Annotated in this window: 31 protein-coding genes and 1 other annotated feature; of the genes, 26 read left to right on the top strand and 5 right to left on the bottom strand. The window is 41.4% G+C overall.

Annotation, left to right across the window (positions count from 1 at the left end):
• Nucleotides 1-30: 30 nt before the first annotated feature.
• The 24 genes from rpsS (at nt 31) to QRX23_RS08055 (ending at nt 11,536) form a co-directional block, all read left to right on the top strand.
• Nucleotides 31-312, top strand: coding sequence for a 30S ribosomal protein S19 (rpsS, locus tag QRX23_RS08170; protein WP_002827985.1), 282 nt, complete (start codon nt 31-33; stop codon nt 310-312).
• Nucleotides 313-328: 16 nt separating this feature from the next.
• Nucleotides 329-676 carry a 50S ribosomal protein L22 gene (rplV, locus tag QRX23_RS08165; RefSeq protein ID WP_002827984.1) on the top strand — a complete coding sequence of 116 codons (348 nt, stop codon included), beginning with the start codon at nt 329-331 and terminating at the stop codon, nt 674-676.
• 13 nt (nt 677-689) lie between these two features.
• Complete coding sequence (gene rpsC / locus QRX23_RS08160; RefSeq protein WP_002827983.1) at nt 690-1,358, top strand: 30S ribosomal protein S3; 669 nt, start codon at nt 690-692, stop codon at nt 1,356-1,358.
• Nucleotide 1,359: 1 nt separating this feature from the next.
• Nucleotides 1,360-1,779 carry a 50S ribosomal protein L16 gene (gene rplP, locus QRX23_RS08155; RefSeq protein ID WP_002827982.1) on the top strand — a complete coding sequence of 140 codons (420 nt, stop codon included), beginning with the start codon at nt 1,360-1,362 and terminating at the stop codon, nt 1,777-1,779.
• The gene (rpmC, locus tag QRX23_RS08150; RefSeq protein ID WP_002827981.1) at nt 1,779-1,985 is read left to right on the top strand and encodes a 50S ribosomal protein L29; all 207 of its coding nucleotides are present in this window, start codon (nt 1,779-1,781) and stop codon (nt 1,983-1,985) included. The genes rplP and rpmC overlap by 1 nt, the downstream gene beginning before the upstream one ends.
• A 23-nt stretch (nt 1,986-2,008) precedes the next feature.
• Nucleotides 2,009-2,275, top strand: coding sequence for a 30S ribosomal protein S17 (gene rpsQ, locus QRX23_RS08145; protein WP_002827980.1), 267 nt, complete (start codon nt 2,009-2,011; stop codon nt 2,273-2,275).
• 45 nt (nt 2,276-2,320) lie between these two features.
• Complete coding sequence (rplN, locus tag QRX23_RS08140) at nt 2,321-2,689, top strand: 50S ribosomal protein L14 (protein WP_002827979.1); 369 nt, start codon at nt 2,321-2,323, stop codon at nt 2,687-2,689.
• A gap of 32 nt (nt 2,690-2,721) precedes the next feature.
• Complete coding sequence (gene rplX / locus QRX23_RS08135) at nt 2,722-3,030, top strand: 50S ribosomal protein L24 (protein ID WP_002827978.1); 309 nt, start codon at nt 2,722-2,724, stop codon at nt 3,028-3,030.
• Nucleotides 3,031-3,060: 30 nt separating this feature from the next.
• Complete coding sequence (gene rplE / locus QRX23_RS08130; RefSeq protein WP_002827977.1) at nt 3,061-3,603, top strand: 50S ribosomal protein L5; 543 nt, start codon at nt 3,061-3,063, stop codon at nt 3,601-3,603.
• A 43-nt stretch (nt 3,604-3,646) separates the two neighbouring features.
• The gene (gene rpsH / locus QRX23_RS08125) at nt 3,647-4,045 is read left to right on the top strand and encodes a 30S ribosomal protein S8 (RefSeq protein WP_002827976.1); all 399 of its coding nucleotides are present in this window, start codon (nt 3,647-3,649) and stop codon (nt 4,043-4,045) included.
• Between the two features lie 31 nt (nt 4,046-4,076).
• The gene (gene rplF, locus QRX23_RS08120) at nt 4,077-4,613 is read left to right on the top strand and encodes a 50S ribosomal protein L6 (protein ID WP_002827975.1); all 537 of its coding nucleotides are present in this window, start codon (nt 4,077-4,079) and stop codon (nt 4,611-4,613) included.
• Nucleotides 4,614-4,700: 87 nt separating this feature from the next.
• Nucleotides 4,701-5,057, top strand: a complete 357-nt coding sequence (gene rplR / locus QRX23_RS08115; protein ID WP_002827974.1) for a 50S ribosomal protein L18 — start codon at nt 4,701-4,703, stop codon at nt 5,055-5,057.
• A gap of 19 nt (nt 5,058-5,076) precedes the next feature.
• Entirely contained in the window at nt 5,077-5,580 is a 504-nt protein-coding gene (gene rpsE / locus QRX23_RS08110; RefSeq protein ID WP_002827973.1) for a 30S ribosomal protein S5, read from the top strand.
• A gap of 11 nt (nt 5,581-5,591) precedes the next feature.
• Entirely contained in the window at nt 5,592-5,777 is a 186-nt protein-coding gene (rpmD, locus tag QRX23_RS08105) for a 50S ribosomal protein L30 (protein ID WP_002827972.1), read from the top strand.
• 41 nt (nt 5,778-5,818) lie between these two features.
• Nucleotides 5,819-6,253: a 50S ribosomal protein L15 gene (gene rplO / locus QRX23_RS08100; RefSeq protein ID WP_002827971.1), complete on the top strand. Its 435-nt coding sequence runs from the start codon at nt 5,819-5,821 to the stop codon at nt 6,251-6,253.
• The gene (gene secY / locus QRX23_RS08095) at nt 6,253-7,560 is read left to right on the top strand and encodes a preprotein translocase subunit SecY (RefSeq protein WP_330155272.1); all 1,308 of its coding nucleotides are present in this window, start codon (nt 6,253-6,255) and stop codon (nt 7,558-7,560) included. Before rplO ends, secY begins: the two co-directional genes overlap by 1 nt.
• The gene (locus QRX23_RS08090; protein WP_330155271.1) at nt 7,557-8,126 is read left to right on the top strand and encodes an adenylate kinase; all 570 of its coding nucleotides are present in this window, start codon (nt 7,557-7,559) and stop codon (nt 8,124-8,126) included. The genes secY and QRX23_RS08090 overlap by 4 nt, the downstream gene beginning before the upstream one ends.
• 90 nt (nt 8,127-8,216) lie before the next feature.
• Nucleotides 8,217-8,432, top strand: coding sequence for a translation initiation factor IF-1 (gene infA, locus QRX23_RS08085; protein WP_002827967.1), 216 nt, complete (start codon nt 8,217-8,219; stop codon nt 8,430-8,432).
• Between the two features lie 35 nt (nt 8,433-8,467).
• Nucleotides 8,468-8,587, top strand: coding sequence for a 50S ribosomal protein L36 (gene rpmJ / locus QRX23_RS08080; protein ID WP_040760535.1), 120 nt, complete (start codon nt 8,468-8,470; stop codon nt 8,585-8,587).
• Between the two features lie 54 nt (nt 8,588-8,641).
• Nucleotides 8,642-9,007 carry a 30S ribosomal protein S13 gene (gene rpsM / locus QRX23_RS08075; RefSeq protein WP_002827965.1) on the top strand — a complete coding sequence of 122 codons (366 nt, stop codon included), beginning with the start codon at nt 8,642-8,644 and terminating at the stop codon, nt 9,005-9,007.
• A gap of 33 nt (nt 9,008-9,040) precedes the next feature.
• Nucleotides 9,041-9,427, top strand: a complete 387-nt coding sequence (rpsK, locus tag QRX23_RS08070) for a 30S ribosomal protein S11 (RefSeq protein WP_002827963.1) — start codon at nt 9,041-9,043, stop codon at nt 9,425-9,427.
• Between the two features lie 51 nt (nt 9,428-9,478).
• On the top strand, nt 9,479-10,423 hold the full coding sequence (locus QRX23_RS08065; protein WP_330155270.1) for a DNA-directed RNA polymerase subunit alpha: 945 nt from the start codon (nt 9,479-9,481) through the stop codon (nt 10,421-10,423).
• Nucleotides 10,424-10,461: 38 nt separating this feature from the next.
• Nucleotides 10,462-10,848: a 50S ribosomal protein L17 gene (rplQ, locus tag QRX23_RS08060; protein ID WP_330155269.1), complete on the top strand. Its 387-nt coding sequence runs from the start codon at nt 10,462-10,464 to the stop codon at nt 10,846-10,848.
• A gap of 217 nt (nt 10,849-11,065) precedes the next feature.
• Nucleotides 11,066-11,536 carry a phage tail protein gene (locus tag QRX23_RS08055; RefSeq protein ID WP_330155268.1) on the top strand — a complete coding sequence of 157 codons (471 nt, stop codon included), beginning with the start codon at nt 11,066-11,068 and terminating at the stop codon, nt 11,534-11,536.
• A gap of 89 nt (nt 11,537-11,625) precedes the next feature.
• Here the strand turns inward: QRX23_RS08055 and QRX23_RS08050 are convergent, their stop codons facing one another.
• A complete protein-coding gene (locus QRX23_RS08050) occupies nt 11,626-14,385 on the bottom strand; it encodes a cation-translocating P-type ATPase (RefSeq protein WP_330155267.1) in 2,760 nt (919 codons plus the stop codon).
• A 212-nt stretch (nt 14,386-14,597) separates the two neighbouring features.
• Between QRX23_RS08050 and QRX23_RS08045 the strand changes: the two genes are divergently transcribed.
• The gene (locus QRX23_RS08045; protein WP_330155266.1) at nt 14,598-14,813 is read left to right on the top strand and encodes a hypothetical protein; all 216 of its coding nucleotides are present in this window, start codon (nt 14,598-14,600) and stop codon (nt 14,811-14,813) included.
• 230 nt (nt 14,814-15,043) lie between these two features.
• On the opposite strand, the gene QRX23_RS08040 is transcribed toward QRX23_RS08045, so the two are convergent.
• The 4 genes from QRX23_RS08040 to QRX23_RS08025 form a co-directional block, all read right to left on the bottom strand.
• The gene (locus tag QRX23_RS08040; RefSeq protein WP_140836422.1) at nt 15,044-15,739 is read right to left on the bottom strand and encodes a methionine ABC transporter permease; all 696 of its coding nucleotides are present in this window, start codon (nt 15,737-15,739) and stop codon (nt 15,044-15,046) included.
• Nucleotides 15,739-16,785: a methionine ABC transporter ATP-binding protein gene (locus QRX23_RS08035; protein WP_330155265.1), complete on the bottom strand. Its 1,047-nt coding sequence runs from the start codon at nt 16,783-16,785 to the stop codon at nt 15,739-15,741. Before QRX23_RS08035 ends, QRX23_RS08040 begins: the two co-directional genes overlap by 1 nt.
• 71 nt (nt 16,786-16,856) lie before the next feature.
• Nucleotides 16,857-17,687: a MetQ/NlpA family ABC transporter substrate-binding protein gene (locus QRX23_RS08030; RefSeq protein WP_330155264.1), complete on the bottom strand. Its 831-nt coding sequence runs from the start codon at nt 17,685-17,687 to the stop codon at nt 16,857-16,859.
• Between the two features lie 103 nt (nt 17,688-17,790).
• Nucleotides 17,791-18,058, bottom strand: a binding site (T-box leader).
• A 24-nt stretch (nt 18,059-18,082) separates the two neighbouring features.
• A complete protein-coding gene (locus QRX23_RS08025) occupies nt 18,083-18,820 on the bottom strand; it encodes a YoaK family protein (RefSeq protein WP_330155263.1) in 738 nt (245 codons plus the stop codon).
• Between the two features lie 99 nt (nt 18,821-18,919).
• On the opposite strand from QRX23_RS08025, the gene QRX23_RS08020 reads away from it, so the two are divergent.
• Nucleotides 18,920-20,398, top strand: a complete 1,479-nt coding sequence (locus tag QRX23_RS08020; protein WP_330155262.1) for a nicotinate phosphoribosyltransferase — start codon at nt 18,920-18,922, stop codon at nt 20,396-20,398.
• Nucleotide 20,399 lies beyond the last annotated feature (1 nt).

Genomic DNA, 20,399 nt, shown 5'->3' with positions numbered 1-20,399 from the left:
GTTTTTAAAAAACGAGAGGAGGACCTCAAAATGGGTCGTAGCCTAAAGAAGGGGCCATTTGCTGATGCTTCTTTGTTGAAGAAGGTCGAAGAAGCTAATGCTTCAGACAAGCATACCGTCATCAAAACATGGTCACGTCGCTCAACGATTTTCCCAAGCTTCATTGGATTGACTTTTGCAGTTTACGATGGTCGTAAGCACATGCCAGTTTTGGTACAAGAAGACATGGTTGGTCACAAGCTTGGAGAGTTCGTTCCTACGCGTACGTTCCGCGGACACGCAGCAGACGACAAAGCAACTAAGCGTAAGTAATTAGGAGGACAATACAATGGCTGAACAAATCACGTCAGCACGCGCCACGGCCAAGATCGTTCGTGTCGCTCCACGTAAGGTCCGCCTAGTGCTTGACCAAGTTCGTGGTAAGTCTGTGGCAGAGGCATTTGCAATTTTGCAATTCTTGCCAAACCACAGCTCAGAAGATGTATATAAAGTGTTGAACTCAGCAGTAGCAAATGCTGAGAACAACTTCTCATTAGATCGCGAAGATTTGGTAGTTGCTGAAGCCTTTGCAAACGAAGGACCAACGCTAAAGCGTTTCCGTCCACGTGCTAAAGGATCAGCTTCACCAATCAACAAGCGTACAAGCCACATTACTATTGTGGTAAAAGAAAAGTAAGGAGGATTGAGTCATGGGTCACAAAATTAACCCAACTGGTATGCGTGTCGGCATCATCCGCGACTGGGATGCAAAATGGTACGCAAACAAGAAGGACTTCGCAACAACTTTGCACGAAGATTTAAAGTTGCGTGAGTACATCGAAGCTAAGTTGGCTGAAGCATCAGTTTCACGTGTTGAAATTGAACGTACTGCTAACCGTGTAAATATCTCAATCCACACTGCTAAGCCAGGTATGGTTATTGGTAAAGGTGGATCTGAAGTTGATGCATTGCGTAACGAGCTTGCAAAGCTTGTTGCCAAGGGTGAACGTGTTCACATCAACATCATTGAGATCAAGAAGCCTGATTTGGACGCCCACTTGGTAGGCTCACAAATTGCAGCAGATTTGGTTCGCCGTGTGGCTTTCCGTCGTGCAATGCGTAGTGCTATCCAACGTGCAATGCGTGCTGGTGCTAAAGGTATCAAGACGCAAGTTTCTGGACGTTTGAACGGTGCAGATATGGCTCGTGTTGAGCAATATACTGAGGGTACAGTGCCTTTGCACACATTGCGTGCAGACATTGACTACTCATGGGATGAGGCAACTACTACTTACGGTCAAATCGGAGTTAAGACTTGGATTTACCGTGGTGATATCTTGCCAGAGAAAAAGTCAGTAAAGAAGCAAGGAGGCGAGTAACATGCTAGTTCCAAAGCGTGTAAAGTACCGTCGACCACACCGCGGTAAGATGCGTGGTGAGGCTAAAGGTGGTAAAACAGTAGCTTTCGGAGATTTCGGTTTACAAGCTACTGAATCACACTGGATTACAAACCGTCAAATCGAGGCTGCTCGTATTGCTATGACGCGTTACATGAAGCGTGGTGGTAAAGTATGGATTAAGATTTTTCCACACTTGTCATACACTTCAAAGGGTGTTGGTGTTCGTATGGGTAACGGAAAAGGTACCCCAGAAGGCTGGGTAGCACCTGTAAAGCGCGGCAAGGTATTATTTGAAGTTGCCGGTGTTCCTGAAGAGGTTGCCCGCGAAGCCTTGCGTCTTGCATCTAACAAGTTGCCAGTCAAGACTAAGATCTTGGCTCGTCAAGTGGAGGGTGAATAATGAAGATCAAGGATCAACAAAACGAAATCAAGGGTCTCAGCCAAGCTGAGCTGGTTGCCAAGGAAAAGAGCTACAAGGAAGAGTTATTCAACTTGCGTTTCCAATTAGCTACAGGTCAACTTGAGAACACGGCTCGATTGTCAGAAGTACGCAAGCAAATTGCCCGTATCAAGACGGTCATTCGTCAACAAGAATTGAACAAGTAGACTAAGAGAGGAGACCGTTCGTTATGACTGAAGCTCGTAACACACGTAAGGTTTACCAAGGCCGCGTGGTTTCAGATAAGATGGATAAGACAATTACTGTTGCCATTAACACTTACAAGAACCACCCAGTTTATGGTAAGCGTGTTAAGTACACGAAGAAGTTTAAGGCTCACGATGAGAACAACGAAGCTAAGACAGGTGATTTGGTACGTATCATGGAGACACGTCCAACATCAGCTACAAAGCGCTTCCGTTTGGTAGAAATCGTCGAGAAGGCCGTTATTATCTAATCGTTTAATCTCGAATCTTACCAATAACGGAAGGAGGACAAAATCGTGATTCAACAAGAAAGTCGTTTAAAGGTTGCTGATAACTCAGGTGCACGCGAAATCTTGACTATCAAGGTATTGGGTGGATCTGGCCGTAAGTTCGCTGGAATCGGTGACATGATCGTTGCAACTGTTAAGCAAGCTATTCCTGGTGGAAATGTTAAGAAGGGTGACGTTGTTAAAGCCGTTATCGTTCGTACTGCTGCTAGTACTCACCGTGCTGATGGTTCATACATCAGTTTCGATGAAAACGCTGCTGTCATCGTTAAGGATGACAAGAGTCCTGTAGGTACTCGTATCTTCGGACCTGTTGCGCGTGAATTGCGTGACAATGATTACATGCGTATTGTGTCATTGGCACCTGAAGTATTGTAATTACCATCATTAAATCAAGGAGGAAGCCTCGCATGTTTGTGAAGACTGGTGACAAGGTTAAGGTTATCGCCGGCAAGGACAAGGGTAAGGAAGGCGTAGTTGTAAAGACTATTTCATCACAAGACCGTGTCGTTGTTGAAGGTGTCAATATGGTTAAGAAGCACCAAAAGCCTAATAACCAATACCCACAAGGTGGAATTGTTGAGCTTGAAGCTCCAATCCACGTTTCAAACGTACAATTGCTTGACCCTTCTACTAACGAACCAACAAAAGTTGGTTACAAAGTTGAAGATGGTAAGAAGGTACGTTTCGCTAAGAAGTCTGGAAAGACTTTGGCATAATTTTCTAGGTGAAAGGAGGAAATCATTATCATGGCAAATCGCTTAAAAGAAAAGTACGTCAATGAAGTTACACCTTCATTGGTTGAGAAGTTTGAGTACTCATCAATCATGCAAGCACCTAAGATCGAAAAGATCGTGCTTAACATGGGTGTTGGTGACGCTGTTTCAAACTCAAAGAACTTGGATGAAGCTGTTGCTGAATTGGAATTGATTGCTGGTCAAAAGCCAGTTATCACTCGTGCAAAGAAGTCAATCGCTGGCTTCCGTTTGCGTGAGGGTATGGCAATCGGTACAAAGGTTACTTTGCGTGGTGAGCGTATGTACGACTTCTTAGATAAGTTGATCAACGTGTCATTGCCACGTGTTCGTGACTTCCGTGGAGTTTCACCAAAGGCTTTTGATGGCCGTGGAAACTACACATTGGGAGTACGTGAACAACTTATTTTCCCAGAAATCGATTATGATAAGGTTAATCGCGTTCGTGGTTTGGATATCGTTCTTGTAACGACTGCAAACACTGACGAAGAAGCTCGTGAATTGCTTACTCAAATGGGTATGCCTTTCTCAAAGTAATCAATACTGATTTACAGTAATTAATAATAGGAGGCAAATATCAATGTCAATGACTGACCCAATTGCAGATTTCTTGACTCGCATTCGTAATGCGAACATGGTTCGCCACGACTCAGTTGAAGTACCTGCATCAAAGATCAAGAAGGACATCGCCGAGATCTTAAAGAGTGAAGGCTTTGTTCGTGACGTTGAATACATTGAAGATGACAAGCAAGGTGTCATCCGTGTTTTCCTTAAGTACTCTGCTGACAAGACTCGCGTAATCACAGGTTTGAAGCGTATTTCAAAGCCTGGTTTGCGTACATACGTTAAGTCAGATGATGTACCTAAGGTATTGAACGGCTTGGGAATTGCAATCATCTCAACTTCTGAAGGTGTTATCACCGATAAAGAAGCTCGCGCCAAGAAAATTGGTGGCGAGGTATTGGCTTACGTCTGGTAAAAATAAAATTTAAACAAGGAGGTGTCAACCAATGAGTCGTATTGGTAATAAGGCCATAACATTGCCTGCTGGTGTCGAAGTAGCACGCGAAGGTGATGTTGTTACTGTTAAGGGACCTAAAGGTGAGTTATCACGTTCGGTTGCTCACGAAATCAATTTGACTGTTGATGGAACTGAGGTTTCATTCACTCGCCCATCAGATGATGGACGCATGAAGGCACTTCACGGAACTACTCGTGCCATTGTTAATAACATGGTCGAGGGTGTTTCAAATGGTTTCAAGAAGACCTTGAAGCTAGTCGGTGTTGGATACCGTGCTTCAAAGCAAGGCGACAAGCTTGTTTTGAATGTTGGTTACTCACACCCAGTAGAATTTGAAGCTCGTGAAGGATTAACTGTTGAAGTTCCTGACTCAACAACGATTACAGTTGAAGGAATCAGCAAGCAATTTGTTGGTGATTTCGCTGCTGAAATCCGCGCCGTACGCGCACCTGAACCATACAAAGGTAAGGGTATTCGTTACGAAGGTGAATACGTTGCACGTAAGGAAGGTAAGACTGGTAAGTAAGCTTAAGCTTTGTGCTTAAAATCGTAAGCAACGTTACGATTTACTTATGAGTATATCTTTCGAATAATAAAAAAAGAGGTTACGAACATGATTACGAAGTCAGACAAGAACAAAGTGCGTCAACACCGACACACTCGCGTTCGTGGCAAGATTTCTGGTACTGCTGAGCGCCCACGCTTGAACGTTTACCGTTCTAACAAGAACATCTACGCGCAATTAATTGATGACGTAGCGGGTGTGACGCTTGCTAGTGCCTCAACATTGGATAAGTCAATTGAGACTGCTCCAAAGACAGAACAGGCAGCTAAAGTTGGTGCTTTGATCGCAGAGCGCGCGAAAGCAGCTAATGTTGAAGTTGTAGTATTTGACCGTGGTGGTTACTTGTACCATGGTCGTGTACAAGCTTTGGCTGAAGCAGCTCGCGAAGCTGGTTTGAAGTTCTAAGGGAAGGAGGAAAGAAAACATGGCATTTATCGATGCAAATAAGCTCGGTGAGCTTGAAGAAAACGTTGTAGCCATCAACCGTGTTACCAAGGTTGTTAAAGGTGGACGCCGTTTGCGTTTCGCTGCTTTGGTAGTAGTTGGTGACCGTGACGGACATGTTGGTTTTGGTACTGGTAAGGCGCAAGAAGTTCCTGAGGCAATCCGTAAGGCTGCTGAAGATGCAAAGCGTAACATTATTAGTGTACCTACTGTTGGTACAACCCTTCCTCACTCTACATTGGGTGTCTACGCAGGTGGTCGCATCTTATTGAAGCCCGCCGTTGAAGGATCTGGAGTAGCAGCTGGTGGTGCTGCTCGTGCCGTTTTGGAATTGGCAGGAGTTGCCGACGTGACTGCAAAGTCATTGGGATCAGCTACGCCAATTAACGTTGTACGCGCAACTTTCGATGCAATCAACTCATTGAAGAACGCTGAAGAAGTTGCTGAATTGCGTCAGGTCTCATTAGAGCACTTGGCAGATTAAGGAGGCAGAACATGGCTGAACAAGTTAAAATTACTCTTGTAAAGAGTGCTGCCCACCGTTTGCCAAAGCAACGTGCAATTGTGAAGGCCCTTGGATTGAACAAGGTGCAATCATCAGTTGTATTGCCTGACAACGCAGCAACGCGTGGTGCAGTGTTCAAGATTGCTCACTTGGTTACTGTTGAAGTAGTTAAGTAAGAGCTTAATAATTAGATTGCATTGAAGGAGGTAAAACCCTAATGAAGCTAAATGAACTCCAAGTAGCTGAAGGTTCACGTAACGTCCGCAACCGTGTTGGACGTGGTGAGTCATCAGGTAATGGTAAGACTGCAGGACGTGGTCAAAAAGGTCAAAAGGCTCGTGGTAAGACACGTCTAGGATTCGAAGGTGGACAAATGCCATTGTTCCGTCGTATGCCAAAGCGTGGTTTCACGAACATTAACCGTAAGGAGTATGCTGTCGTCAACCTTGATGTGTTGAACCGCTTCGATAACGGTACTGAAGTTTCACCAGCCTTGTTGGTTGAAGCTGGTATTGTTAAGAACGAGTTGAACGGCGTTAAGATCTTGGCTAATGGTCAATTAGAAAAGTCATTGACTGTTAAGGCTAACAAGTTCTCAGCAGCAGCAACCGCAGCGATCGAAGCTGCTGGTGGTAAAGCTGAGGTGATCTAATGCTGAAAACCGTGCTCAATTCATTAAAAGAAAAAGATATTCGCAAGAAATTATTTTTCACTTTATGGATTCTAATTGTTTACCGATTAGGTGCCTACATTACTGTGCCGGGAATTAACACGGCAGCACTGACAGAGGTAGCAAATTCTGGGCTCGGCAGCATTTTGAATATGTTTAGCGGTGGTGGACTGACAAATTACTCATTATTTGCAATGGGAGTTTCACCATACGTTACTGCACAAATCGTGGTACAGCTCCTACAAATGGATATTGTGCCACGATTTGTTGAATGGTCGAAACAAGGGGAAGTTGGACGACGTAAGTTGAACCAAGTGACCCGGTGGTTGACCATTGTCCTAGCGTTTGTCCAATCAATTGGTATAACGGCTGGATTTAATCAACTGAGCCAAGTTAACTTGGTGAAAACACCAAATACCGAGACTTACTTATTAATCGGATTTATCTTAACGGCTGGTACAATGTTATCAGTCTGGTTAGGTGAAATGATTACTGAACGTGGTCTTGGACAAGGTGTTTCAATGTTGATTTTTGCTGGTATAATTGCGCGTTTGCCAGCAGGTATTTACCGATTATTCAAGGAACACATTCTACAAGGTGGCGACCCAGCGCGTGGGTGGGCATTCTTCGTAGGTATCATGATTATCTTTTTGGTAGTCATTGCTTTCGTTACTTGGTTTAACCAAGCAATTCGAAAGGTTCCAATGCAATATACACGTCGTTCAGTAGGATCAGGAAGTTCGTCTTACCTACCATTACGTATTAATATTGCAGGTGTGATTCCAGTTATCTTTGCGTCATCACTATTGGTGACACCACAAACAATTTTGCAGGCTTTTGCCAGCAAGTTTGCGGACGCAGGTTGGTATAATACAGTTATGCAATACCTTTCAATTCAAACGATGCAAGGTGGTATTGTATACACACTATTAATTGTCTTGTTTACGTTTTTCTACGCCTTTGTTCAGGTTAACCCTGAAAAGGTTCAGGAAAACTTACAGAAGCAAGGTAGTTATATTGTGGGCGTCTGGCCTGGTCCATCCACTGAAAAGTGGATGTCAGGTCTGCTGATGCGTTTGTCAGTAGTCGGCGCTCTGTTCCTAGGATTCGTCGCTTTAGCACCAATCCTAGCGACACATGTCTTTGGGTTGGATAGTAACCTTGCTATGTCAGGAACGTCAATCTTGATTGTCATTGGTGTGGCAATTGACCTGATTCGCCAACTTGAAGGATTGATGATGAAGCGGCAGTATGTTGGATTTATTCGAGAAGGAGTCGTAGCAAAATGAGTTTGAACATCATGTTGTTGGGTTTGCCAGGTGTTGGTAAAGGTACCCAGGCTGCAAAAATCGTAGAGAAGTACAACTTGCCACACATCAGTACGGGTGATATGTTCCGTGCGGCAATGGCCAACGAAACTGAGCTTGGTTTGAAGGCAAAGTCTTTCATGGATGCTGGTGACCTAGTCCCTGACGAAGTTACCAATGGTATTGTTGCAGAACGCTTAGCTGAAGAAGATACGAAACCAGGATTTATCTTAGATGGATTCCCTCGTAACTTGGAGCAAGCACATGCATTGGAAGATATGTTAAGTAAGGAAGGTCGTTCACTAGACGCTGTTCTTTACTTTACTGCTGATACTGAAGTGCTAGTTGATCGTATGATGGCCCGTGGACGTGCAGATGACACGCCTGAAGTGATCAAGAATCGCTTAGACGTTAATGGAAAGCTTACTGAGCCAATCGCTGAGTATTATGCTGAAAAAAGTATTCTACACAAGATTGATGGTGCACGTGAGCTGGATGTCGTGTTCGCAGATGTAAAGAAGTTACTTGATAGTTTGAAGAACGACTAATTATAGCGCATATTTTACTGTTCAAGGTAAATCTATTGTGTTATAATAACTTGTTACGTTCTCCAATGTCACAACTAAGGAGGCAGCAACGTGGCCAGTGATGTTATTGAAATTTCTGGTGTGGTAAAGGAAACTTTGCCTAATGCCATGTTTACCGTTGAACTGGAAAACGGCGCAGACATCTTAGCACACGTTTCTGGTAAGATTCGGAAGAATTTCATTCGTATTTTACCTGGTGATCGTGTAACAGTTGAGATGTCGCCATATGATTTGACGAAGGGCCGTATTACATACCGGTTCAAGTAAGCAAATCGTACAAAAAATTCAAGGAGGTAAATATCATGAAGGTTCGTCCATCAGTTAAGCGTATGTGCGACAGCTGCAAGGTTGTCAAGCGTAATGGTCGTGTAATGGTGATTTGCTCTGCAAACCCAAAGCACAAGCAACGTCAAGGTAAGTAATTCTTACTGACGTTTAAAAATTTATTTATTATATAGAAAAAGGAGGTAATCGTAATGGCTCGTATTGCTGGTGTTGATTTGCCTCGCGATAAGCGTATCGTGATCGCATTAACATATGTATATGGAATCGGTAATTCTACTGCACAAAAAGTTTTGGCAGAAGCAAAGGTTTCTGAAGATGTCCGTGTTCGTGACTTAACTCCAGACCAAGAAGACGCTATCCGTGCCGTCGTTGATGGTATTAAGGTAGAAGGTGACTTGCGTCGTGAAGTTTCAATGAGCATTAAGGCTTTGCAAGAAATTAACTCATACCGTGGTATCCGTCACCGTAAGGGATTGCCAGTTCGTGGACAACACACGAAAAACAATGCTCGTACGCGTAAGGGCCCAGCTGTTTCAATTGCTGGTAAGAAGAAGTAATTTTAAACTAATTGGAAAGGAGATAACTTGATTATGGCAGGTCGTAATAATCGTAAGCGTCGTGTTCGTAAGAATATTGAGTCTGGTGTAGCACATATCCACGCAACATTTAACAACACGATCGTAATGATCACCGACGTTCAAGGTAACGCTGTTGCTTGGTCATCAGCTGGAGCACTTGGTTTCAAGGGTAGCCGTAAGTCAACACCATTTGCTGCTCAAATGGCTGCTGAAGCTGCTGCTAAGAGTGCAATGGAAAATGGCATGAAGACTGTTGAGGTAACTGTTAAGGGACCTGGTTCAGGTCGTGAGGCTGCTATCCGTTCGTTAGCCGCTGCAGGTTTGGATGTTTCATCAATTAAGGATGTTACTCCAGTACCTCACAACGGTTCACGTCCACCAAAGCGTCGTCGTGTCTAATTGCCGGTTGCAAATAGTGCACAACATGCTTTGAAAGGGGTAACAAACAGTATGCTTGAATTCGAAAATCCTAAGATTATGCTGGTTGAAGAGGATAGCAATTACGGTAAGTTTGTGGTTGAGCCGCTTGAACGTGGTTACGGAACTACTTTGGGTAACTCACTACGCCGTGTATTGTTGTCTTCATTGCCTGGTGCGGCAATCAATTCAGTACAGATTGATGGCGTTTTGCATGAGTTTTCAACGGTCGAAGGTGTCGTTGAAGACGTTACGCAAATCATTTTAAACCTTAAAAAGGTTTCAATGCGCATCGACAGTGATGATGAAAAAAAACTCGAAGTTAACGTAACCGGTCCCGCTGATGTGACGGCCGGTGACATAGCTGGTGATAGTGATGTCGAGATCTTAAATGGAGATCTTCACATTGCTACTGTTGCGGCTGGGGCTACCTTGCACATGACTTTGACTGCAGTTCGTGGTCGTGGTTATGTTTCAGGGGACCAGAATAAGGAATTGCATGATGAAATGCCTATTGGCGTTCTAGCAATTGATTCAATCTTTACCCCAATCGAACGCGTAAACTATCAAGTTGAAAACACTCGTGTTGGTCAACGTGATGACTTTGATAAGTTGACTTTGGATGTTTGGACTGACGGCTCATTAACAGCTACTGAAGCTGTTTCATTGGCTGCTCGTATTATGTCTGATCATTTGAACGCTTTTATTGATATGTCTGAACGTGCAATTACTGCACAAGTGATGGCAGACAAGGAAGAAGAACCAACAACGAAACATGCAGATACACCAATTGAAGAATTGGATTTGTCTGTTCGTTCTTATAATTGTCTCAAAAGGGCCGGGATTAACTCTGTACAAGAGTTAACTGAGCGTACGGAGACGCAAATGATGTCTGTTCGTAACCTCGGTCGGAAATCACTTGACGAAATCCAGGACAAGCTTAAACTGCTCGGTTTAGGGTTCCGCAAGGAAGATTAGATTAAACGATAGAATACCAAGAAAAGGAGGACACACTCATGGGATACCGTAAGTTGGGACGTGCCAGTGCACAACGTAAGGCTTTGTTACGTGATTTGACTACTGATCTATTGATCAATGGTCGTATCACAACGACTGAAGCTCGTGCTAAGGAAGTTCGTCGTACTGCTGACAAGATGATTACGTTGGGTAAGCATGGTGATTTATCATCACGCCGTAAGGCAGCTGCTTTCTTGCGTAACGTCATTGCAGACGTAAAGACAACTGATGATAACAAAGTTCAAGTTGAAACAGCTTTGCAACACTTATTTAACGATGTTGCACCTCGCTTTGAGGGTCGTGCCGGTGGTTACACTCGCATTTTGAAGACTACTCAACGTCGTGGAGACGCTGCTCCAATGGTTATCTTGGAATTGGTTGACTAATTTCATTGGTTAATTAATAAACACAATGAGATCTCTCATGTTATAAGGTATAAACTGCTAAGATGATGGCAATGGCCAAGTCTAGGTTGAAAGGCATTTATGTCGCACCTGTAACGTGTGAGGTTTTTTTGTGCACTTTTTTATATACAGTTATTTGGATACAGCATATAATGTAATGCATGATACATGGATGATTAAAGTGAAAAGAGGACATGTCATGAGTTATGAAGTTGACTTCAAAAATGTCGAGACAGTTGGGTTAGAGGGTCTGCCTCTCGCCAAAGAATTAGCCGGTTTACGCGCAAATGAGGCGCGTTATTTTTGGAATAAATACAAGTTTATCTATACAACTTATCCAGCTTCTGAAATGCAAAAAGAAATTGCTTGGCTCAATAAAATTTTACTGGATGAACGAGAAATCGTGTTTCAAGCCAAAGTTATTGAAGTGGCTATCTATGAAGATGACAAACTTTATTGGCCGGATTTTATTTTTGATAATGGTATGATTATTAACGTTTTGTACGAGAAGAATGTTGAGAAACCAAAGCGAGCTGTAGGTATTAAATTGTGCGAGGGTATGGAAGTTCCTGATGAACTGCAAGGCAAGTTTAAATTTGCTCACCAACGTTCAAAGCTTGCGGGTACCATTCGAGGTAGTTATTTTAATTTGCATCAAGATTGGTTATAGGATAATGCACGGAACACGTTAAAAAATCATCAATCTACTAGTTAAAAGTGGTAGATTGATGATTTTTAAATTGGCTACGATCTTTTGTTTTAAGCAATTTGCTTTTTACGTAGGAAATACTTTCGTAACTCGTTTAATAAGATTAATGGTACCGGTAATAGAATCAAATAGAGCCAATCACGTAGGATTAGTGGTGTGGTTCCGAAAACAGATTGTAGCAGTGGTACATAGCATACAGCAATAAATAGTAATGCTTCAAAGATTATACCCGCATAGACTAGTCCATTTGACCAGAAGTTATGGTGCGGATAAAATAGCGAGTTCAAGTCATAACGACAATTTAGTACGACCGCCATCTGACAGAAGATAATGGTTCCTAATGTTAAGGTCGTTGCTTGGTGATAATCGAAACCAGTAGCGGCTAAAGCATTTAAACTATGCCCATTTAAGTAATTACTGAAAAAGAATGCACTGGCGGACAGAATTGAACTTAAAGCACCGTACCAAGCAAAAGCTTTTAGAATCGTATTTTTGGTGATTAGATGTTCAGTCTTTTTTCTTGGTGGTTGCGACATAGCTGTTGGTTCTGTTGGTTCACGACCCAAGCCTAACGCGGGGATCATATCGGTTCCTAAATCAATTAACAAAATTTGCATCACGGTTAATGCAAGTGGAATTTTACCACCACTTAATAGAAATAGAATCGATGGAAATGCCTCTGGTACATTTGAGCTTAAGATATACAGTAAAAACTTGCGAATATTACTATACACACCACGCCCAGCTTTAATTGCAGCAACGATTGAAGCAAAATTATCATCTGTTAGGATGACGTCAGCAGCTTCTTTAGCAACATCTGTTCCAGATCTTCCCATCGCGATACCAATATCAGCACGTTTTAGTGCAGGTGCATCATTGACACCATCACCAGTTACAGCAACAACATGTCCCATATCTTGTAAACAAGCAATGATACGATATTTTTGTTCCGAAGCCATGCGAGCAAATAGGACATCCCCTTTTAAGGCATCTTTCAATGCTTCATCGGATAGGGTGGTTAACTCACTACCTGTTACAACGCGCATCTGGTCATTATGCGACACAATCCCAATTTTACGAGCAATTGATTCAGCAGTGATGCCATTATCCCCAGTAATCATAATGACCTTAATGTGAGCACGATGACAGTCAGCAATCGCTTCGATAACTTGATTCCTTGGCGGATCAAACATGGCAGATAAGCCAATAAAAGTCATGTTTTGCTCGGCAGTTTTAAAATCATCGGCATCGTCAAGTTGACGTCCAGCAACGGCTAGTACACGAAGCGCCTGGGAAGCATAGCGATCATTAGCTGCCATAATTTTTTGGCGAATATCGTCAGTTAATGGCTTAATCTGCTTATCTACGGTGAGGTACGTTGTACAGTTGTCCAAAACTTTATTGGGAGCACCTTTACTGTAGACATTAAATGTTTCTGATTGATTAGCTTGTACTTTAACGGTCATCATCTTACGGTTAGAATTAAAGGGTAGTTCATCAACCTTTTGGTGGCTTTGGCGGAGCACTTTGACATTTAAACCACCTTTTTGGGCTACGACTTCTAAGCAATCTTCAGTCGGGTCACCAATAATTTGAAAAGTGTTATCAGCATTTTCTTTAATCATCGCATTATCAGTTAACAAGCCACCAAGCAATAGTTCTCTCAAAACGGGTTCATCATTACCTTTTAAAGCGGTCCCACCTTTGAAAATTTTACCATTTGGTTGATAACCTTCTCCGGTAACATGGTATGAGTCTACATTAGTCCAGAGGTGAGCAACAGTCATCGCATTTTGCGTAAGTGTTCCGGTTTTATCAGAACAGATGACCGTTGCAGAACCAAGGGTTTCGACGCTGGCTAGTTTTTTAATTAATGCATGTTCACGAGCCATGTTTGAAACAGCGCCTGCTAAGGATAAGGTTACCGTAGGAAGCAGTCCTTCTGGAATGAAGGCTACAATCATACCTAAAGCAAAAATAAATGAAGCAACGACTGGATAGTGAACGAAAAAGACAGCGCAGAAGAAAAAGATGATACCAATACCAACTGCTAGTAGTGAAAGTTGCTTTGTCAAAATATTTAATTCTTTTTGTAGTGGGCTAAGTTTCTCATGCACAGTTTGTGTTAACCGAGCAATCTTACCAAATTCAGTATTCATACCAGTTGTCACGACAACACCACGACCATGACCTTGCATGAGTGAAGTCCCCATGTAAACCATGTTGTGCACAGCAGCATGATTCGAAATATCTGTTGCAATTGCAGTATTTTTTGAAACGGGATTAACTTCCCCAGTTAGGGTAGATTGATCAACACGCATACCCGATGCATCTAATAGTCGAATATCAGCTGGCACACGATCACCTTCATTTAAAATAACGATATCGCCGGGTACCAGCTGATCGGTGGGTATCATTTTTTGTTGGCCGTTTCTTAGGACTAAAGTCTCTGTGGTCATTAATTTATTTAATGCTGCAGTTGCTTTACCAGCTTGAAATTCTTGCCAAAAACTAAAAATGCCGTTGATCAGATTAACAAGCCAAATGGCAATTCCTAATTCTGTTAATCCAGCGATAAAGGCAATGCCTCCAGCAATCCAAAGTAAGATTGCCATCATACTTGTGAAGTTTTGTAAAAATGTAATAATTAGTGGCGTTTGATGTGCTTTTTCAAGAACGTTTGGACCATACTGCTCCTGACGTTGTTTGACATCATCAGTATTTAAGCCATTGGTACTGGCGAGTAGGATGCCTAAAACTTGATCAGCATTACTTTTCAGAATTTCATCTAAATTAAAATCTGTCTGCATATCTTTCACCTTCTTAGTAAAAATAACTGAACAAAATTAATAGATGGTATACGCTTTCACGTCTATTATAATTCCAAAATGAGGTTAAGGTTAATGATAAGTTTGCAGAATGATGTAATTTGTGCAAAAATGAACAAGATAGATGATAAATGATTTACGAGCTGACAATGCTAGTATATACTAAGAGAAAGATCAGTTCGGGGGGACAAAAAATGCAACAAAAACGTAACGTGAATACAACTGGCATGACGATACATCTAACACCAAGTAACTTCACGTTGGATCGACTGCTTATTAACGGTCGTCATTTCCAGTATCGGGGTATTGATTTAAATCTAGGTGATACAGTGCGTATCCGACAACAAGTTGGTAACTTTGTTATCGTCGAGAAAACGCGTAAACCTGGAAAAAATTATTATGCGATTTGATTTTTAGAAAAAAGAGAGCGAGACAAAAGTCGTTTTGAAGCCGGTGTGTAACGTAGTTTGCGTCATTTTTGGCCGAAGCAAAGCGAAGGACAGGAATGGCGTAAATTGCGTTACATTGAGGCTTCAGACTTTTGGAACGCGTTTATGCTATCGTCATGCTAATAACTAATATATTTTATAAAAAAAGTTGGGACAATTTCTTTTGTCCCAACTTTTTTTATAAAAATATATTAATTATGACGAGCATGTTTGGCTAACAAATCACCCACAAATTGGATAAGAACAATAAATAGCAAGATAATAATTGTTGCTAACCACATCACATCATTTTGGAAACGTTGGTAACCAGTAACAATAGCTGTTGTACCAAGTCCACCAGCACCGATAGCACCGGCCATGGCAGTTAAACCTACTAAACTAATGAGGGTAACTGTTGAAACACGAATCAATTCAGCACGACCTTCACGTAGATAGACGTCTGAAATAATATCCCAGTTTGTCGCACCGAAAGACCGAGCGGCTTCAACTTTTCCACTATCAACACCAAGTAAGGCAACTTGTACCTGACGAGCAAAGAAGGGGAAAACACCGAGTGATAAGGGGACAAGGGCAGCCGTTGTTCCGATAGTTGTTCCGACAATCAACTGGGTTAATGGTGAAAATGCCACCACCATGATGATAAATGGAATGGCACGACCAACTGAAACAACTTTGTCTAGAATTTGGAAGGTCGTCCGATTAGGAGCAATCCCATCATCAGCTGTTAATACAAGGCCGATACCAAATAAGAGACCAATGATACCACCGATTATAGCAGCACCAGCTGTCATGTATATGGTTTGCCAAATCGCAATGCCCCAGCCATAGTCACCTGACCAACCTAGTCCATAGGCATTTGGCATGTATTCTTTGATCCATTCAATCATTAGCGGGCACCTCCTTGTAATTCAGTAATTGCAACCCCATGATCTGTAAAACTTGCTTTGGCAGTTGCACGTTGTGACTCAGTTCCCTTGAAAATAGCGATAGCAATGCCGACTGGGGTTTGTGTCAATATTTCCATATTCGAATAAAGAATGTTTGTTGTGACACCAAAATCAGCAAATATAGTTGATAGTAGTGGTTGGGCAGTATCAGCACCAACATAGCTAATCTGAATAAGTTCCTCATCGGCGGTCAATGGCTGTGTCTCTAGTAACTCGTTAACTTTAACAATTGCTTCATCCAAGTTAGTCGCAGTATTGATAAAGTCCTTAGTTAGTTGTTGTTGTGGATTGGTAAAAATCTCCAGCAACGATCCACGTTCGATAATTTTACCATCTTCCATAACCGCAACCTTATGGGCAATCTCTTTGATGGCTTGCATCTCATGCGTAATTAAGACAATGGTTAGACCCAATTCTTGATTTAATTTTTTTAACAAGCTCAAGATTTGATTAGTTGTTCTTGGATCTAGGGCAGACGTTGCTTCGTCAGAAATTAAAATTTCAGGATCGTTCGCTAGGGCACGAGCAATGGCAACACGTTGCTTTTGTCCACCAGATAATTGACTGGGAAAGTTTTCTGCACGATCTGCAAGACCAACTAAACCAAGTAGCTTGTCGACCTTTGCTTTTTTCTCAGACTTTGATAAGTTGGAATGCTTTAAGGGTTGTGCAACGTTACCAAAAATGGTCAACTCGCTCATTAGATTGAAGTGTTGAAAAATCATACCGATTTTTTTACGTTGGTCGCGCAATTCCTTAGGTGATAATTGCAACATGTCGGTATCATTAACGGTTACTGAACCACTTGTGGGGCGTTGCAATAAATTGATCGTCCGTACTAATGTTGATTTACCAGCACCTGAGTACCCAACAATACCGTAAATATCACCTTTCTCAATTTCAATCGTTTCGTTTTGAACCGCAACGATTTCACGCTTTTTTTGTTTAAAAGTGACATTGATATTTTTTAATGAAATGACAGCCATATTCTTCTCCTACTCTTGATATGTATCAGGCTGAGACATTTTGCACCTCAGCCTGGATGGCTATATTTAAATTACTTTAATTTGATATCCCATGCTGGAATCTCAGCCTTACCCCAAGTGTCCTTCAAGTATTGCTTTGTTTGCTTACTTTGGTAAGCTTTAACAACTTCCTTGTAGGCCTTCTTGTTGGCATCACTCTTGCGAGCACCAATGACGTTGATCCATTGCTTTGAATCCTTGTTAACAGGCTCAACATAAATTGCTGAACTCAACTTAAGGTTAGCTTCTTGCGCATAGTTAGTATTAATAACAGCACCATCAGTAGACTTCAATGCTGATGGACCTTGGTCAGCAGCAACTTCTTTAAAGTTCAAGTTGAGCTTGTTGGTCTTAATGTCCTTAAGCGTTGGTGCAGACACACCACTCTTCAATTTAATCAAACCAGCTGATTGTAGCAAAGTCAATGCACGACCTTCATTAGTGGCATCGTTAGGAACAGCAATTGTATCACCCTTCTTGAAGTCTTTGACATCTTTATGTTTCTCTGAGTAAAGACGAATAGGAGTGATAAATGTCTTACCAATAGCCTTAACCTTGTTACCATTTGACTTGTTCCAGTTGCTTAAGAAGTCAACGTGTTGGAAAGCATTCAAGTCAAGTGAACCATCAGCTACTGCCTTGTTTGGTTGGTTGTAGTCGGTGAAAACCTTTGTCTTCACTGTTAAATTATATTTCTTCTGTGTTGTTTTGTTGATTTGATCCCAAAGTTTCTTATCACTTGTACCAACAATACCAACAGTCACAGTCTTCTTTGAAGCAGCGTTTGCAGTAACTGGGGCAATCGTTCCAGCTGCAAATGCACTAACTGCTAATACGGCACCAATCTTTAACCCTTTATTCATAATCCTAATTCTCCTTATTAAGTACTAATACCTGATTTGATTGTATTTCAGAAAAATAGGAATAAAAAAAGACTCGTCCCTATCTCGATTATTGACATAATCTAATAGAAACGAGTCTCGTGTTACCATTCTACTTCACCTTAATCATTACTGATTAAGACCTTAGCAACGAGCGGGCAGTGAGCGAAATGATGCTTTGCCGATTCGTGTGTCTGTTAACGTAGACCATTCCGTCATTAATTTATAGACTTGCTACTCATTAATGCCAATCACAGGCCATTTTCAATTAATGTGTCTTCGAACAACTTCCACCAAATGCTGTCTCTCTAGGCGAATCACAGTTAATTTACTTTCCTGATCAACTTGTTTATCTTTCTGAAATACTAAACCGTATTTTAGTGGATGTTATTTGATGTGTCAATACCTTTTTGAAATTTTTCTTCATGATTAACCAAAATAATTACACCAAGTAAAAATAGTGGCGCAACAAAAAGTGCTGCTTGGTGTAAGAAATGAATGGCAAAGTAAGCCAAAATCGCTGAAAAGAAAAATGCTAGAATGACTGGACCAACACGAACCGCACGACGAAAGGCCATTTCATCATGATAAATTAGCCAATTCGTTATGCCACTACTAAATGTACGTAAGTTACCAGTACTCAAAATGGTCATATAAGCCATACCGTGAATTTTATTGAATGTATCCGCTTGGATGGCCATAAAAAATGCTAATAATGGCAGAATAATATTGGCTGAAACGGATTGCAATTCTAAAATAGCGACTAATAAGAGACCAAAAAATTCAACGATTAATGCAGATAATGTATGAGACCGCAGTGATTTATTAGTATAAGCTTTTAAAACTTGATTAAATGCTGAGCCCAATAGGAAGGCAAAAATTGGCCAAAAATAAATGGTTGCATGTAGCCACTTACCACCAGCAACATTTAAACCAACTTGTAGTAAATTACCACTCTGAAAACTAGCAAAACGCATGTCATGAGCTGAAAAAGTATAGGAATCAATAAATCCGGCTGTAGCCGCTAGCAACATACCGGTGCGTCGTGATTCTTTAACGGGGTACTGCTGATTGATCATGATGTGAGTTCCTTTCATATTTTTTGATGAAAACATCTCACTAGTATACCACTAGCGAGATAAACAGGACTGACTTTACACCCTTGTTTTTGTGGTAAAATACTAGTTAATAAATAAAACAAGGAGTTATTTGTTATGTCTTTAGCATATCCAGATGATAGCTTGGCACTACACACTGATGCATACCAATTATCAATGATGCAAACATATTTTATGAAGGGTATTCATGAGCGTAAAGCAGTTTACGAGATGTATTTCCGTAAAATGCCTTTCAAAAATGGTTACGCTGTTTTTGCGGGTTTAGAAAGATTGGTCAACTTCTTAAGTGATCTACATTTTTCTGAAAGTGACCTGGCATATTTACGTTCAACAGGTGAATTTAACGAAGAGTTTTTAGATTATTTGAAAGATTGGCGGTTTAAGGGTACGGTACGTATGCCGCATGAAGGGGATATTGTTTTTAATAATGAACCTATCGTTCAAGTTGAAGCAACTGTATTTGATGCCCAATTAATTGAAACGCCGCTATTAAATATTGTTAATTATCAAACTTTGATTGCCACGAAAGCATCACGAATTCGTTCGGTAGTTGGCAATCAAACCTTAATGGAGTTTGGTTCACGTCGTGCGCAGGAAATGGATGCAGCTATCTGGGGAACGCGTGCTGCCTACATTGGTGGTTTCAACGCAACTTCAAATGTGCGTGCGGGTAAGTTATTTGGCATTCCAATCTCTGGGACGCATGCACACAGTTTAGTACAAGTTTATCGCAATGATTATGATGCATTTAAAGCATATGCTGAAACGCATCATGATGTTGTGTTCTTAGTTGATACGTATGATACGTTGCGTTCAGGTGTTCCTGCAGCGATTCGGGTTGCTAAGGAGATGGGTGATAAAATCAACTTTATTGGTGTCCGCATTGATTCAGGTGATTTGGCTTATGTCTCAAAGGGTGTGCGTAAGATGCTTGATGAGGCAGGATTCAAGGATGCTTCAATTGTGGCATCAAATGATTTAGACGAATCAACAATCAAAAGTTTGAAATTCCAAGATGCAAAGATTGATACTTGGGGTATCGGTACAAAATTAATTACCGCTTATGATCAAGCAGCTTTGGGTGGTGTTTACAAGGTCGTTTCCATTGAAGATGAAAATGGTAACATGACTGATACAATCAAAATTTCTGGTACGGCTGAGAAGATTTCAACACCAGGTCAAAAGCAAGTGTGGCGCATTACACGTAATTCTGATGGTAAGTCACAAGGTGATTATGTGGCTTTGTGGGATGAGGATCCTCAGAATTTGCCAAACGGATTATATATGTTCCACCCCAGCTACACATATCTGAATAAGACGGTGGTTGATTATACTGCACGACCTGTTTTACAGGATGTGTTTGTTAATGGTGAATTAGTTTATGATTTGCCAGCGCTAGATGATGTGCGTGAATATGCAAAACGACATATCGATTCATTATATTCAGAATACCGTCGTGATTTGAATCCACAAGAATATCCAGTTGACTTATCACAAGCGGCTTGGGATCATAAGGTTAATTTGATCAAAGCAACACGAGAGTATGTTGATCACATTGATCAAACGGAAGAATAGA

It is taken from the genome of Weissella paramesenteroides (genome assembly GCF_036327715.1).
In the GTDB taxonomy this organism is placed as follows: Bacteria; Bacillota; Bacilli; order Lactobacillales; family Lactobacillaceae; genus Weissella; species Weissella paramesenteroides.
The sequence above is the reverse complement of the archived record's forward strand: the minus strand, read 5'-3'. Positions and strand labels throughout refer to the sequence as shown.